Source organism: Enterococcus sp. 7E2_DIV0204 (genome assembly GCF_002140855.1).
Lineage (GTDB): Bacteria > Bacillota > Bacilli > Lactobacillales > Enterococcaceae > Enterococcus_L > Enterococcus_L lemimoniae.
Genome location: NZ_NGKY01000001.1, coordinates 661,174 through 675,818, shown reverse-complemented (window position 1 = coordinate 675,818; position 14,645 = coordinate 661,174). Strand labels below are relative to the sequence as shown.

At 35.8% G+C, this 14,645-nt stretch carries 12 protein-coding genes; 9 read left to right on the top strand and 3 right to left on the bottom strand.

The features are described from left to right. The first annotated feature begins 7 nt into the window (after positions 1 to 7). From A5819_RS03260 to A5819_RS03250, 3 genes are all read left to right on the top strand, one after another. Positions 8 to 628, top strand: a complete 621-nt coding sequence (locus tag A5819_RS03260) for a hypothetical protein (RefSeq protein ID WP_086279758.1) — start codon at positions 8 to 10, stop codon at positions 626 to 628. Positions 629 to 747: 119 nt separating this feature from the next. Continuing rightward, positions 748 to 3,159 (top strand): hypothetical protein, encoded by a 2,412-nt coding sequence (locus A5819_RS03255; RefSeq protein WP_139843318.1) that lies wholly within the window; start codon positions 748 to 750, stop codon positions 3,157 to 3,159. A 263-nt stretch (positions 3,160 to 3,422) separates the two neighbouring features. Then, entirely contained in the window at positions 3,423 to 4,124 is a 702-nt protein-coding gene (locus A5819_RS03250; protein WP_086279761.1) for a recombinase family protein, read from the top strand. 89 nt (positions 4,125 to 4,213) lie between these two features. Here A5819_RS03250 and A5819_RS03245 read toward each other — a convergent pair whose 3' ends face one another. From A5819_RS03245 to A5819_RS03235, 3 genes are all read right to left on the bottom strand, one after another. Beyond that, the gene (locus A5819_RS03245; RefSeq protein WP_086279763.1) at positions 4,214 to 5,365 is read right to left on the bottom strand and encodes a pyridoxal phosphate-dependent aminotransferase; all 1,152 of its coding nucleotides are present in this window, start codon (positions 5,363 to 5,365) and stop codon (positions 4,214 to 4,216) included. A gap of 98 nt (positions 5,366 to 5,463) precedes the next feature. Further along, positions 5,464 to 6,186 carry an amino acid ABC transporter ATP-binding protein gene (locus tag A5819_RS03240; RefSeq protein ID WP_086279766.1) on the bottom strand — a complete coding sequence of 241 codons (723 nt, stop codon included), beginning with the start codon at positions 6,184 to 6,186 and terminating at the stop codon, positions 5,464 to 5,466. Continuing rightward, on the bottom strand, positions 6,179 to 7,642 hold the full coding sequence (locus tag A5819_RS03235; RefSeq protein WP_086279769.1) for an ABC transporter substrate-binding protein/permease: 1,464 nt from the start codon (positions 7,640 to 7,642) through the stop codon (positions 6,179 to 6,181). The genes A5819_RS03240 and A5819_RS03235 overlap by 8 nt, the downstream gene beginning before the upstream one ends. A gap of 223 nt (positions 7,643 to 7,865) precedes the next feature. On the opposite strand from A5819_RS03235, the gene A5819_RS03230 reads away from it, so the two are divergent. From A5819_RS03230 to A5819_RS03205, 6 genes are all read left to right on the top strand, one after another. After that, a complete protein-coding gene (locus A5819_RS03230; RefSeq protein ID WP_086279772.1) occupies positions 7,866 to 8,954 on the top strand; it encodes an iron-containing alcohol dehydrogenase family protein in 1,089 nt (362 codons plus the stop codon). Positions 8,955 to 9,181: 227 nt separating this feature from the next. After that, a complete protein-coding gene (gene tgt, locus A5819_RS03225) occupies positions 9,182 to 10,327 on the top strand; it encodes a tRNA guanosine(34) transglycosylase Tgt (protein WP_086279775.1) in 1,146 nt (381 codons plus the stop codon). Positions 10,328 to 10,409: 82 nt separating this feature from the next. Beyond that, the gene (gene yajC, locus A5819_RS03220; RefSeq protein WP_086279778.1) at positions 10,410 to 10,772 is read left to right on the top strand and encodes a preprotein translocase subunit YajC; all 363 of its coding nucleotides are present in this window, start codon (positions 10,410 to 10,412) and stop codon (positions 10,770 to 10,772) included. 45 nt (positions 10,773 to 10,817) lie between these two features. Further along, entirely contained in the window at positions 10,818 to 11,126 is a 309-nt protein-coding gene (locus A5819_RS03215; RefSeq protein WP_086279781.1) for a post-transcriptional regulator, read from the top strand. 189 nt (positions 11,127 to 11,315) lie between these two features. Then, positions 11,316 to 13,913 (top strand): bifunctional acetaldehyde-CoA/alcohol dehydrogenase, encoded by a 2,598-nt coding sequence (gene adhE / locus A5819_RS03210; protein WP_086279783.1) that lies wholly within the window; start codon positions 11,316 to 11,318, stop codon positions 13,911 to 13,913. Positions 13,914 to 14,005: 92 nt separating this feature from the next. After that, positions 14,006 to 14,437, top strand: coding sequence for a GNAT family N-acetyltransferase (locus A5819_RS03205; protein ID WP_086279787.1), 432 nt, complete (start codon positions 14,006 to 14,008; stop codon positions 14,435 to 14,437). Positions 14,438 to 14,645 lie beyond the last annotated feature (208 nt).

The following is a 14,645-nucleotide window of genomic DNA, read 5'->3' as shown; positions in this document are numbered from 1 at the left end:
CTCAAAGATGAAACGTAAGAAAAAGTTTGTTCATATTTTCTGGATAATCCCTTTGATTATCGGATGTTTAGTTATAGGAAGTGCGGTTGCTTATGCTGCGATGACGGTAAGAGAAGAGAAAGCAAACATTTTTCAAATCGGAGATCTTCAAACTAAGGTGAATGAAGTTTTCAATGAACCAACAACAATTTTACCAGGCACTTCGGTTGAAAAAAAAGTAACTATAGAAAATACAGGAACGATTAACCAATTCGTTCGAGTGATGGTTCAGCCAGAAATTCGTTTAGAAAGTAATGGAAGTATTCGTTTGTTACCTGCAAAAATTGGTGCAGAAGTTCTTTTAGATTTAAATAGTCCCCATTGGAAACTTGGTGAGGATGGGTATTACTATTATTTGAAAACTTTAAAAGCAGGTGAACCGAATAAGACAGAAACTTTGTTTAAACAAGTAAATTTAAAAAAGGAATTAGGGGCAGAATACCACACTGCAAAATTTAGTTTATTGATAAAAGTTGAGGCGATTAATTGTACAAAATATGCTTATCGTGATGCTTGGTGGCAAGGGACTGTACCTAATAATGGAGAACTACAAGCAATTGACAAACATTTGGCTAATAAAGCAGAGTAAAGATAGGCACATGGAATATCATTCCATGTATGCCTTTTTAAATCCAACGCTCATGAACTGAGTGTTTTCAACGAAAAAATCATTGATTTGATACATATTTGAAAAAGCGAGGTGGGAAAGTGAGAAGGAATGTAAAGATAGTTAAGTTGATATTTCTGCTAGTTTTGGTTGGTATGATGGGTGTTTTTTTTGTCAATAGAGCAATTGGACAAAAATTTATAAAGGCGTCAAATGATTTAGTACAGCAGGATTTTCAATTAACGGTATCTAATAAATGGAATGATGAAAAAGCAAGTAACTATACTGAGTTGATATGGAAAGAACCAGCTGATATAGAAAGTTCTGGTTATCAGCTGTATCGAAGTGAAGACGGAAAGAGTTGGAATAAACTTTCTTTAAGTGATAGTAAGACAAGTGAAGAATCTAATAGTTCTAAAAAGGAAGCAAGATATTTGGAAAACAAGGTTATTGATGACTCTGTCAAAGATGATGTTCCACCTAAAGTTCCAAATATAGCAGTAGAAAATATTAAGGATAACAAGCTTGCTATTGAAGTGTTCTCTGAAGATGAAGGGAAATCATATCAATGGTATGTTGCATCTGATACTACAAGCGCTGGAACACAAAAGTCGGATGTTATGAAAGAAGAGATAACTAGTGGACTTAAGGGGTACATTTATGTGGTGGATAATTCCGCAACAACTGTTCCGATAATTGATCGAAACTTTTCTGGAGAAGTAACAAATATTGACATTAGTGTAGGCGCTACTGAATACAATACTACTGTTTCTGGAATTGATAGAGAAAATAAAACTTGGATACATATAATGGCAGTTGATCGTGCTAATAATGTGAGCGATGTGAAACATACTGAGCTGAGAAATGATGAAGAGAAGGTTGAGTTAAAAGATGCAAATCGTTATATTGATTTCAATATTGAAAGAACAGCTGATTTAGCAAAATTAGTTGATATTTCGTTGGGTAGTTCTTTGAATGGGAAAATGAAATCCTTTGAAATTAAAATTCCAAAAAACATGGAGATTAAAGATTATGATAAACTTGTTTTACCTACTTCTTGGTATAAATTTCAAAATAGTGATGATGAGGATTTCAGATCATTTACTTTAGCAATGAACAATAATAATAATTTAACTACTATTAAAAATTTTTTAGAAGCTTTACAGTTTACGATTAAAAGTGCGGCTAATAAAAAGGGAAACATTGAAATAGTTTTTCATGAGCTAATCTATACTTCTTGGGAATCCCCAGATGGGAAAATACATTATTATACGTTTGTTCCAACACCGTATACGTGGTTAGAGGCGTATAATTTAGCAAAAAAAATGAGATACAGAGGACTAACTGGATATTTAGCAACGTTAACTTCAAGTGAAGAACATAATTTTGTTTATACTAATATTGCAAAGCAATCAGGTTGGTTAGGTGGTGGAAGACTGGCGAAATCGAATGGTGAAAAACTTAACGATGAATCTGCAATATCTGAAAATGTTGCAGATTATATCATCAGGGGGGCTTCTGCGCAACAATGGTATTGGGTAAACGGACCTGAAAAAAGGTTAGTTTTTTTTGATAAACCAACTTTCAAAGAAGGTGGAAAAGCCCCAGGTGGAGTTTATCAAGGATTTAATAATCCTGCCGCAGGAGGAACTGCTTCTGAGCCTAATAATTCTGGAGATGAGTTTATATTAGAATTTGCACAAGCTAGTGCGGTTAATCCAACGAAAATGTGGAATGACTTATCTTATCGTCGAACAACTTATAATACGGGCTACTATGTTGAGTTTTCTGAATATGGTTCTCAGGTAGAAACAGAGGAAGAAACTGATGTCTCGGCAATTAGGGAAATTCCTCAAAAAATTTCAGTAAGAGCTGTTGATGAGAATGGTGCCCCCATGACATCAGGAAATATCCAATTAGATCAACAACTAAAAATTGGGAAAAAAGAAACTATTGTGCCTGAAAATTTTGATATGTATGATTTCATTAAACTAGTGGATACAGTTGAAAATCAAATTTCTCCTCTTGAATATACAATTAGTAGTACTTTTCAGGAAGGAAAATTGATTTATGCTTCTAGAAAATTGACCGTTCATGCTCGACAAGTTGTGCTTGATAAAAATGCACAAGTTGTTCTCCCCAAAAAAGGGTTTGGCGTGTTAGAGACTAAAACTGAGATAGGTGAAAGAAAAAATGAGTTTCCGCTAACAACCGTTTCAACCGATAATAATAAAGCATCTTTTAATACCTACATTATTCGTTATCAAAGAAATGAATCAAACTATACGTTTATACCTCAGATACCAATGAATTACAAATTGGCGGGGTATGTGCTGACTACAACTAACCAACAACATATTCCAGATAACAGTTCTCTAGTACCCGTTCAAATTGATGTATCAAAGAACTCGGAATTTTGGTTGACAACATATATCAAACCAACTACAGTACAGCCAACATTTTATCATTGGGAATATAAGGAAAATAAATTAGGAACAATTATGACCCAGTGAATATAAATGAAAACTCTAAATCTAATGATAGGATTGACGTACAATGTATTTAATGTTAGTTGTATTAGGAAGTATTATATTTATTCATAGTATCCTACTTATTTTTATCCTTAGAAAAAATACGGAAATAGCAAATAGACTTGATCAGATAAATAAAAGAAGACCATCTTCTAAACCCATCTCTTCAAAGAAAGAAGTAAATAGGTAGGGTAAACAATCCCTAAATAAAAGACTAAACCAATGAAATGAGGAAATAAGTAAGGATGAATCTAGGATATGCTCGTGGAAATAGATTAAATCAGCAATTTGATTTTTTAGAAGAATATCAAGTAGATGAAATTTTTTCAGATGACAATCGTAGCTATGAAGTATTTCAAGATCCAGAAAGTGACTATCAGAGATTGTTGGATTATACAGAGCCGGGGGATTGTTTAGTCATTGCTTTTTTAGAAGTGATTTCAAGAGACTATCAAATATTACTCAAATTTTTTGATGAATTGGAGGAGCTAGGCCTAGAAGTGATTGTGTTGACTTCACCAGAGTTGACGCTAGTTGAGTGGCGGGAAGTCCTTTTATGGATCGATAAAAATGATCGGTTATTGCATCCACGTTTGATCAAATTAAAATTGAAGCAAGAAAAGAGTAGAAATAAGGACACCTATTCTGTGTTTAGTAAGGATAAGGACGCTAAGCAGTTATACCGTGACGTGATGTGGCAATTGTTTGGAAAACGGAAATTGAGAGTGATTGCTGAACAAAAAGGTGTTCCAATCGAAACGATTTATCGGATCCAGCAAGAACTTAAACGGGTGAAGTTAGCTGGTATTTTAGCAATGTGTTTCTTTTTAGCAATTGCAACACTCAAAATAACTGAAAATTTTTCAGATAATTTATGGATTCAAATAGTTGTGTGTGTTAATACAACAATCGTTATTCTGTATAATACTTTGGCTGATGATGAGTAGAGTGGTGGTGAAAGCTGAAAAATTAACTTAACGCAAAAATAGTTTTGCTGCTTCCTGTATCTTAATGGAAGTAGCAAAACTATTTTAATTTAAAAAGTCATTTTTTCAATTCGATTAAATGCTTCCTTCAAAGTATCAATATTTTGTGTTGCAGCTAAACGGACATAATCATCACCAGTTGTCTCGCCAAAGGCTTTTCCGGGAATCATTAACACATTGGTTTCTTTCAAAACTGTTTCAACAAAAGGTACAGAGGTCAACCCTGTTTTAGAAATGTTGATAAATGCATACATGCTCCCTTTGACTGGATGTAGTGAAAGAAAAGGGATTTTCGCAATACGTTGTTCTAAGTACTCTAGTCGTTCTTTGAATACAGAGACTACAGTTGGTATCAAAGATTCAGCATGCTTTAATGCGTAAATACCTCCTTGTTGAGAAGGGCTTGGAGCCGAATAAGTGATACTTTCATTGATCAATTTTGCGGCATTGTTGATATAGTCAGGTGCAATCATATAGCCGATCCGCCAGCCAGTCATTGCAAATGCTTTAGAGAAGCTACTGAATGTAATCGTATTGTCAGGTGCAAAAGTAGCCATTGGGACAAAATCATCATAAAAGCAAAATGCTTCATACACTTCATCTGAAAGAATATAAAAATCGTGTTTGATCGCCAATTCAGCAATCGCTTTAAATGTTTCAGGAGAAAAAACGGCTCCAGTAGGATTGTTTGGTGAATTGATAATAATCGCTTTTGTTTTATCCGTGATGGCAGCTTTCAAAACATCAATATTGATTTGAAAACCATCCTCTTCATAAGTTGGAATAAATACTGGTTTACCACCAGCAAAAATCACTTGATCTTTGTAGGGTGAAAAATAAGGTTCATGAATAATGACTTCGTCTTCAGGATCTAACAATACTTGTAATGTTAAATACATGCCATGTAAAGCACCAACAGTTGCTCGAACTTGATCAGGTTTAAAAGATAAACCATATTGTTTCCGATAAAAGGCAATAACAGTATCGATAAATTCCTGACTCCCGCCAGAAGCGGTATATTTTGTGTGTCCATTTTTAACATCTGTAAAAGCGGCATTAATAATTCGTTCATCTGTAATCAAGTCGGGATCGCCGATCGATAGGTCCAGTAAATCAGGTACTTGTTTTGCTAAAGTGGCAATATCCATTAAGATATTTTCAGCAGGTTGTTGATGTTTCTTTGAAATATTTAGTCGATCCATTTTGTTACCTCCAATTACTTGTTGCTTAACTTCATTCTATACTATTTTTTTAAGAGGGCAAAGTAAGTTTTTCTACTTACTTTGCCCTCTTGTAGTTTTTACAACACTTTTCTTAAAAAATCTTGTGTTCTAGGATTTTTAGGTTGACCGAAAATTTCTTCTGGGGTGCCTTCTTCTTGTATGATTCCAGCATCCATGAAAATCACACGATCGGCAACTTCACGGGCGAAGCCCATTTCATGTGTTACGACAACCATTGTCATCCCCTCAACGGCCAAAGCTTTCATAACGGCTAAAACTTCACCAACCATTTCGGGATCTAGTGCAGAAGTTGGTTCATCAAAAAGCATTACATCAGGATTCATCGCTAGTGCTCGAGCGATGGCTACCCGTTGTTGTTGTCCACCAGATAAACTGGAAGGGTAGCTAGCAGCTTTATCTTTCAAACCCACTTGTTCTAATAAAGCCAGAGCTTTTTCTTTAGCTGCTTCTGGGGTTTCCTTTTTGACTTTGATGGGACTGATTGTCAAATTATCTAAAACTGTTTTATGAGGAAACAGATTGAAATTTTGAAATACCATGCCCATTTTTTGACGAAGTGCATCAATGTCAGTATCTTTATCTAATAAATTTTTTCCTTCAAATTCAATTGTTCCGTCAGTTGGTTGTTCCAATAGGTTTAAACAACGTAAGAAAGTACTTTTTCCGCTACCGGAAGGGCCGATGATCACGACAACCTCACCAGCGTTTACATCTAAATCAATGCCTTTTAAGACTTCATTTTTTCCGAAGGTTTTGTGCAAGTTTTTAATATTAATCACTAGTACTCATTCTCCTTTCAGCAACACCTAGTAGGCGAGAAATGGTAAAGGTTAAAACAAAGTAAATCAATGATACCACTAGATAAGGTAAGAATGGTTTAAAGCTGGCGCCTTGAACATTGCCGGCTTGGAAAATCAATTCTGAAACCCCAATAACAGAAACAACAGAAGATTCTTTAATTACTGTTACAAATTCATTCCCTAGTGCAGGTAAGATATTTTTGATTGCTTGCGGTAAAATAATGTAGCGCATGGCTTGTGGTTGATTCATACCGAGAGAACGAGCTGCTTCTAATTGTCCTTTATTAACAGCGTTGATTCCAGCACGAACGATTTCAGCAACATAAGCACCACTATTTAATGCAAGAGCGATACAACCAGCAGCGATTTTTGATAAATCAAGACCCAATACGCCTGTACCAAAATAAACAATAAATATTTGGACTAATAAAGGTGTTCCACGAACATACTCAATGTAGCAAATCGCAATACCACGTAAAATTTTAGATTTAGAAAGTTTCATTAAGGCTAGTAAACCACCAAGTATGGCACCAAATAATACACCCATAAAGGCTAAGAAAATCGTATAGCCAGCACCACTGATATAGAATTTACCATATTTACCAAGGAAGCTTTGATCATCTGTAAACATCAATTTACCGGCTTCTTTTTTATAACCATCTAATAAATTATTGTCATTGATCGTTTTGATCGAAGCGTTGACTTTTTGTTCTAAAACAGGAGCATTTTTAGGAATGGCTACCGCTGCATCTTTTTGTCCTTGTTCAAACGTAACATCAGCAAAGGTTAAGGCTTTATCACGATCGACATAAGCTTCAGCAACTGGACCTTCTAAAACTGCAGCATCAACTTTTTTATTTTTTAAGTTCATGATGATGTCGGGTACTTTTTGTAAAGAGGTCGGAACCGAACCGACTAATTCTGTTTTTGCCAGCTCTTCTTGAGTGGTTTGCTTTTGAACACCAACTTTTACCCCATCAAAATCTTTTGTTGATTGGAATAGATCTTGGTCGTCTTTTCTAACAACAACTTTTTGCTGAACGGTCATATACGGTGTTGAAAAATTAACTTCTTGGAGACGTTCAGGTGTGGGCGCCATGCCTGAAATAATTAGATCGATTTTACCAGTTTTTAATGCACCTAATAATGCATCAAAACCCAGTTCTTCAATTTTCAATTTAACACCTAGATCATCGGCGATTTTTTGTGCGATTGAGATGTCAAAACCAACGACTTGGTCTTTGCCATCAACGTCTGCATGGAATTCATACGGTGCATAGTCAGCAGATAGTCCAACAATCAATTCACCACGTTTCATGATACTGTCGTAGACAGGATCGGGTTCTTCGGCTAGAGCGGTTGTTACTGGTAGAAAAGTGAGTAATACCAGTAATATGGGAATAATAATGGCTAAGGTTTTTTTACATAGTTTCATTTGTTCTTCTCCTTTATGATAGAATGATAACGATCAAGTAGATTCAATTGTTGTATTTTTCAATAAATATTCTAAAAAACGTGTATATATGTATAAAAATTTATTGTTTTCGGATGTGTTTTATCATATCATAGATTAAGGGAAAGGAAAAGTGAATTTTATCAAGAAGTTAAAAAATTTTGCTTTTGCATAAAAATAAGTAAAAAATGAAAGGTTGAGACAGATGAATCAATCATTGATAGTTAGAGGAGCGCCACAGGAGTATGAATGCCGTGTTGGTGCTTGGGATGATTTAGAAGAACATTTAAATAGAAGAAAGCTTAAACGTGTTATGATTTTACATGGGCAAGCTTCTTGGGCAGCAGCCAAATCCTATTTTCCTACATTAGTGAATATTGATGCACAGTTTGTAGATTATGGTGGTGCCTGCACAGATGAGAAGACAGATGAATTGAAACAACTATTTGAACAAGAAGGGTTAGAAGGAATTATCGCAGTTGGTGGCGGGAAAATTGCGGATTTAGGTAAAGCGGTGGCAAACCAATGTAATACACCTATCTTGATTTTACCGACATTAGCGGCAACATGTGCGGCGTATACACCACTAAGTGTGATCTATAAAACTGATGGTTCTATGGATCGCTATGATGTATTTGCTCAAAGTAATGCATTAGTTTTGATCGAACCTAAAGTTATTCTTGATTCACCTATTGAGTTGATGATCGCAGGTATTGGTGATACTGTGGCTAAATGGTACGAAGCAGATGCGATGATTTCTCAATTAGCGGTACAGCCAATCGAAATCCAGGTTTCTGCTTTTGCAGCCAAAAAATGTCGAGATGTTTTACTGGCTGACAGTCAAGAGGCGCTTGTTGCTATGAAGCAGAAAAAAATCAATCAAGCTTTTTTAAATGTAGTGGAGACGAATATCTTACTTGGCGGAATGGTTGGTGGCTTTGGTGATGATTATGGGCGGACTGCTGGGGCACATTCAATTCATGATGCATTGACGATTTTACCTGAAAGTCACCACCAGCTACATGGCAATAAAGTGGCTTACGGTGTTTTTGTCCAGTTAGTGATCGAAAATAAATGGTCAGAAATCGAACAACTAATTCCATTTTATCACAGTCTTGACTTACCAATTTCTTTAAAAGAGATGAATATGTATTTATCAGAGGATGATTATCAGCGCGTTGCTGAACGTGCTGCTGAGTCGCATGAAACCATTCATTATATAAAAGAAAAGATTACGCCTGAAATTGTGAAAACAGCAATGATGGAACTTGAAACAGCAATGAGCGATAAATAAGAGCCGTTAAAAACCTTGGAGCTGGATATTTTTTTATCTAAGCTCCTTTTATTGTAAATCACAGCAACTGCTTGCCGAGCTGACGAGGCACAATGCTGATAATCGAAGAGAGAGGCGTTTCATTTGTCTAAGGATATCCTAAAGAAAGCCTGCAAAACCTTGCAAATACGAACAAAAAAAAGTATGATGAGGAAAGTGTAAATTTGCAAAAGAAAGTAGGAGAATGAATGACAGAACCAGCCATTCGTTATCGTTTAATAAAGAAAGAAAAACATACTGGTGCCCGTTTAGGGGAGATCATCACCCCCCACGGAACATTTCCAACACCAATGTTTATGCCTGTAGGAACGTTAGCGACAGTAAAAACCATGTCACCAGAGGACTTAAAAGAAATGGGAGCCGGAGTGATTTTGAGCAATACTTATCATTTATGGCTACGTCCCGGCGATGATCTAATTGCAGAAGCTGGCGGCTTACATAAATTTATGAATTGGGACCAACCGATTTTAACAGATTCTGGCGGTTTCCAAGTATTCTCGTTAAGTGATATGCGTAAAATCACAGAGGAAGGGGTTCATTTTAGACATCATTTGAATGGGTCTAAATTATTCCTTTCTCCAGAAAAAGCAATCAATATTCAAAATAATCTAGGCTCTGATATTATGATGAGTTTCGATGAGTGTCCGCCGTTTGATGAAAGCTATGATTATGTGAAAAAATCAATTGAGCGTACGTCACGCTGGGCAGAACGTGGATTGAAAGCTCACGCCAACCCAGATCGTCAAGGATTATTTGGCATCATTCAAGGTGCTGGATTTGAAGATCTACGACGCCAAAGTGCCAAAGATTTGATCAGTATGGATTTTCCCGGCTATTCGATCGGTGGTTTATCTGTTGGTGAACCAAAAGCTGAGATGAATCGTGTTTTGGACTTTACAACGCCTTTGATTCCTGACAATAAGCCAAGATACCTAATGGGAGTTGGAACAGCTGATTCGTTGATTGATGGGGTCATTCGTGGGATTGATATGTTTGACTGTGTATTGCCGACGAGAATTGCCAGAAATGGGACTTGTATGACCTCTAAAGGTCGACTTGTCGTTAAAAATGCGCAGTACGCAAGAGATTTCCGTCCGCTAGATGAGAAATGTGATTGCTATACGTGTAAAAATTATACTCGTGCTTATATCCGTCACTTGATCAAAGCGGATGAAACATTTGGTATACGTTTAACTTCTTATCATAACTTGTATTTCCTATTGAATTTGATGAAACAAGTCCGTCAAGCGATCATGGATGACAATCTACTAGAATTTAGACAAGCATTTTTTGAAGAATATGGGTTTAACAAAAAGAATGCGAAAAGTTTCTAAAAAAATAATCAAAAGACTAGTGTTGTACACGAAATTTTGTTACAGTAAACTAGTGAATATAGGATAGAGAGGTGAATAGATAATGGGCGGAGGACTTTCGTTTATTTTACCATTAATTCTTTTAGCTGGAATGATGTTTTTTATGACACGTTCCCAAAAGAAACAACAAAATGAACGTCAATCACTTTTAGAAGCAATGAAAGTGGGCGATAATATTGTAACGATTGGTGGATTACATGGTGTGATCTCTGAAATCGACAATGACAAAAAAACTGTATTGATCGATTGTGAAGGAATCATCCTTGAATTTGATCGTGCAGCAATCAAAACTGTAAAACCAGGTACTGTGGTTACAAATGACAGTGACGTTACAGTTGTTGAGACAGAAGAAACAGTTGTTGAAGAGCCAACAACAACTTCTGATAACGATGAAACGAAAGAATAAATTCCAGCTTGCTGGAATTTTTTCTTTCTAAATCTATTTAGGCTTATAGGTTTTAGAAAGAGGGCGAGAACCATCGAAAAGTTATCTTGGCACCAAAAATTCTTATTAAAAAAAGAATTAAAAATAAAATGCCACACTTTTCAACAGCTTGGTTATTCATCAGTTAACGAGACAGAATTGATGAACTATCTTGTTTCTTATCGTTGGAAAAAGCAAGCTCCACCATCGATCAAAGCGTGTCGAGAAGACATTTTACATATTGAGCCAAACGAATTTTTCGATTACCAGCAATTAATTGCACAAACAAGTAGTCTGACAATCAAAGATTGGCAAGACCTAACGGATCTATTCTAATGAAGAATAGATTCTTTTTTTCTTTTTGTATAATAAAAAGCGCTTACTTGAAAAAATGGATAAAAAAGTTGTTAAATGTGAAGAAAATCACAATAAAACTATTTACAAGAAAAAAATAATGTTGTATGATGTGTATGTGAAATAGTTAACAAATAAAAATAAATTATATATTTTTTTAGGAGGATCACAATGGCTAAAACAATGAAGAAAGAAGATACCAAAACAACTGATGTATCAGCGATGATCGACGAGTTGGCAAAAAAAGCAAATGTTGCTTTAAAAGAAATGGAAGACTTCGATCAAGAAAAAGTTGACCACATTGTGCACCAAATGGCAATGGCGGCATTAGACCAACATATGCCTTTAGCAAAAATGGCTGTTGAAGAAACAGGCCGTGGGATTTACGAAGATAAAGCAATTAAAAATATGTACGCTTCTGAATATATTTGGAACAGCATTAAACATGATAAAACAGTCGGTGTAATCAATAAAGATGACCAAACAGGATTGATTGAAATCGCTGAACCAGTTGGTGTAGTTTGTGGGGTAACACCAACAACGAATCCAACATCAACAACTATTTTTAAAGCCTTGATTTCAATTAAAACACGTAACCCGATCGTATTCGCGTTTCACCCAAGTGCGCAAAAATGTTCTGCAGAAGCTGCTCGTATCGTTCGTGATGCAGCCATCAAAGCAGGTGCTCCTGAAAACTGTGTACAATGGATCGAGCAACCTTCATTAGAAGCGACATCAGGTTTGATGAATCATCCTGGAATTGCCATTGTTTTAGCTACTGGTGGTAGTGCTATGGTTAAATCAGCTTACTCAACTGGTAAGCCAGCCTTAGGTGTTGGACCAGGGAATGTTCCTTCATATATTGAAAAAACAGCAAAAATCAAACGTGCAGTAAATGATTTGATCGTTTCTAAATCATTCGATAATGGTATGATCTGTGCTTCTGAACAAGCTGTGATTGTAGATAAAGAAGTTTATGCAGCAGTAAAAGCTGAATTTGAAGCACATCAAGTGTACTTCGTTAAACCAAACGAATTACAAAAACTGGAAGATGCCGTGATGAACGAAGGAAAATATGCTGTTAATCCAGCAATCGTTGGGTACTCTGCTGAACATATCGCAGAACTCGCTGGAATCAAAGTACCAAAAGGAACGAAAATTCTAATTGCTGAACTTGAAGGAGCAGGAGCTGAATACCCACTTTCTCGTGAAAAATTATCTCCAGTTCTTGCGATGATGAAAGCAAAAAATACAGATCATGCTTTTGATTTATGTGAAGCAATGCTTGAATTAGGTGGCTTAGGACATACAGCAGTAATCCATACAGAAGATGAAGACCTACAAGTGAAATTTGGGTTACGCATGAAAGCTTGCCGTATCTTAGTAAACTCTCCATCTGCTGAAGGCGGAATTGGTAATATTTATAACGAAATGATTCCTTCATTAACATTAGGCTGTGGATCTTACGGTAAAAATTCAGTCTCTAAAAACGTATCTGCTGTTAACTTGATCAACGTCAAAACTGTAGCGAAACGGAGAAATAATATGCAATGGTTTAAATTACCGCCAAAAATTTTCTTTGAAAAAAATTCATTACAATATTTACAAAAAATGGAAAACGTTGAACGTGTCATGATCGTTTGTGACCCAGGAATGGTTCAATTCGGTTATGCGGATACTGTTCGTAAAGAATTACAAAAACGTAAAAATGATGTTCAAATCGAAGTATTCTCAGCTGTAGAACCAAATCCATCTACAAACACAGTCTATGCTGGAACAAAAGTCATGGTTGATTTTAAACCAGATACGATCATCGCTTTAGGTGGGGGATCTGCAATGGATGCTGCTAAAGGAATGTGGATGTTCTACGAACACCCAGATACAGAATTCTTTGGCGCTAAACAAAAATTCTTAGATATCCGTAAACGTACGTATAAAATTGAAAAGGCAGTTAAAACACAATTTGTATGTATCCCGACAACATCAGGTACGGGTTCAGAAGTAACGCCATTTGCGGTTATTACAGATAGCGAAACACACGTTAAATACCCATTAGCAGATTATGCATTGACACCAGATGTTGCGATCATTGATCCTCAATTTGTAATGTCAGTTCCAGCTTCTGTAACAGCGGATACTGGTATGGATGTCTTAACACATGCAATCGAGTCTTACGTTTCAGTTATGGCTTCTGATTACACACGTGGATTAAGCTTACAAGCAATCAAATTAGTTTTTGAACACTTAGAAAACTCAGTGAAACGTCCAGATGCTGAAAGTCGTGAAAAAATGCATAATGCATCAACAATGGCTGGTATGGCTTTTGCCAACGCATTCTTAGGAATTTGTCACTCAGTAGCACATAAAATTGGTGGAGAATATGGGATTCCTCACGGACGTACAAATGCGATTTTATTACCGCATATCATCCGTTACAATGCCAAAGATCCTTCAAAACATGCAATGTTCCCTAAATATGATTACTTCCGTGCAGACACAGATTACGCTGATATTGCGAAATTCTTAGGTCTTAAAGGAAAAAATACAGCAGAATTAGTGGATGCATTAGCAACAGCTGTTTACGATTTAGGTGTATCTGTTGGAATCGACATGAACTTGAAAGCACAAGGTGTGACACAAGAAATTCTTGATTCAACTGTTGATCACATGGCAGAATTAGCGTATGAAGATCAATGTACAACAGCAAATCCAAAAGAACCGTTGATCAGTGAATTGAAACAAATCATCATTGATGCCTACAATGGTTAATTGAATAAATTGAGAAGAGTAGCTGAAAAGTTGCTCTTCTTTTTTTATTTAGCAGTATAATAAAAACTAAGAATGCGAAGGAGTGAGACGAAATGATTATTAGAGCAGCAAAACTAGAAGATGCCAAAGCAATCAATCAGTTAAATACGTACCCGTTAAATCATGAATATCCACTAGAAGATGCTAAAAGACAATTGATCTATTTAGTATCTTCGCCAACGAATCAATTATTTGTAAGCGTTATAGATGAAAAAGTAGTTGGTTATATTCAGTTAAGTGAATATGTTTGTACTTATGGTCCCAAACTGATGAATGTTATGGCGCTTGTTGTAAATGAAGATATTCATGGTCAAGGGATAGGCAAATCATTACTGAATCATGCCGAACTGTGGGCAAAAGAAAACAATGCTGAAGGTATTCGCTTAAATTCAGGTGTTGAAAGAACGAAAGCGCATAAATTTTACGAACATCAAGGATATAAAAGAGTTAAAAACCAAGTGAATTTCAGAAAATTATTTGATTAAAGAAGATATAAATAGCTGGCGTAATGAATAAAATTGTCTATTGACAAAGTAAATTATGAAATGCTACCATAAACAAAGAAGAAAGGAGGGAGCGAAATGACAATGAGTCAATTCAAAATATGTAAAAGTCAGAAATGGGTTGTGGAGCGTTATCTTATATTGAAGCAATGGCAAAAGTTATTTTTGCTCTCTTTCGGTATATAGAGCT

What these genes read in the sequence shown, in the direction of transcription:
- A5819_RS03260 (WP_086279758.1), top strand. Translation starts at nt 8, where the DNA reads ATGAAACGTAAGAAAAAGTTTGTTCATATTTTCTGGATAATCCCTTTG.
- A5819_RS03250 (WP_086279761.1), top strand. Translation starts at nt 3,423, where the DNA reads ATGAATCTAGGATATGCTCGTGGAAATAGATTAAATCAGCAATTTGAT.
- A5819_RS03245 (WP_086279763.1), bottom strand. Translation starts at nt 5,365, where the DNA reads ATGGATCGACTAAATATTTCAAAGAAACATCAACAACCTGCTGAAAAT.
- A5819_RS03235 (WP_086279769.1), bottom strand. Translation starts at nt 7,642, where the DNA reads ATGAAACTATGTAAAAAAACCTTAGCCATTATTATTCCCATATTACTG.
- A5819_RS03230 (WP_086279772.1), top strand. Translation starts at nt 7,866, where the DNA reads ATGAATCAATCATTGATAGTTAGAGGAGCGCCACAGGAGTATGAATGC.
- tgt (WP_086279775.1), top strand. Translation starts at nt 9,182, where the DNA reads ATGACAGAACCAGCCATTCGTTATCGTTTAATAAAGAAAGAAAAACAT.
- yajC (WP_086279778.1), top strand. Translation starts at nt 10,410, where the DNA reads ATGGGCGGAGGACTTTCGTTTATTTTACCATTAATTCTTTTAGCTGGA.
- adhE (WP_086279783.1), top strand. Translation starts at nt 11,316, where the DNA reads ATGGCTAAAACAATGAAGAAAGAAGATACCAAAACAACTGATGTATCA.
- A5819_RS03205 (WP_086279787.1), top strand. Translation starts at nt 14,006, where the DNA reads ATGATTATTAGAGCAGCAAAACTAGAAGATGCCAAAGCAATCAATCAG.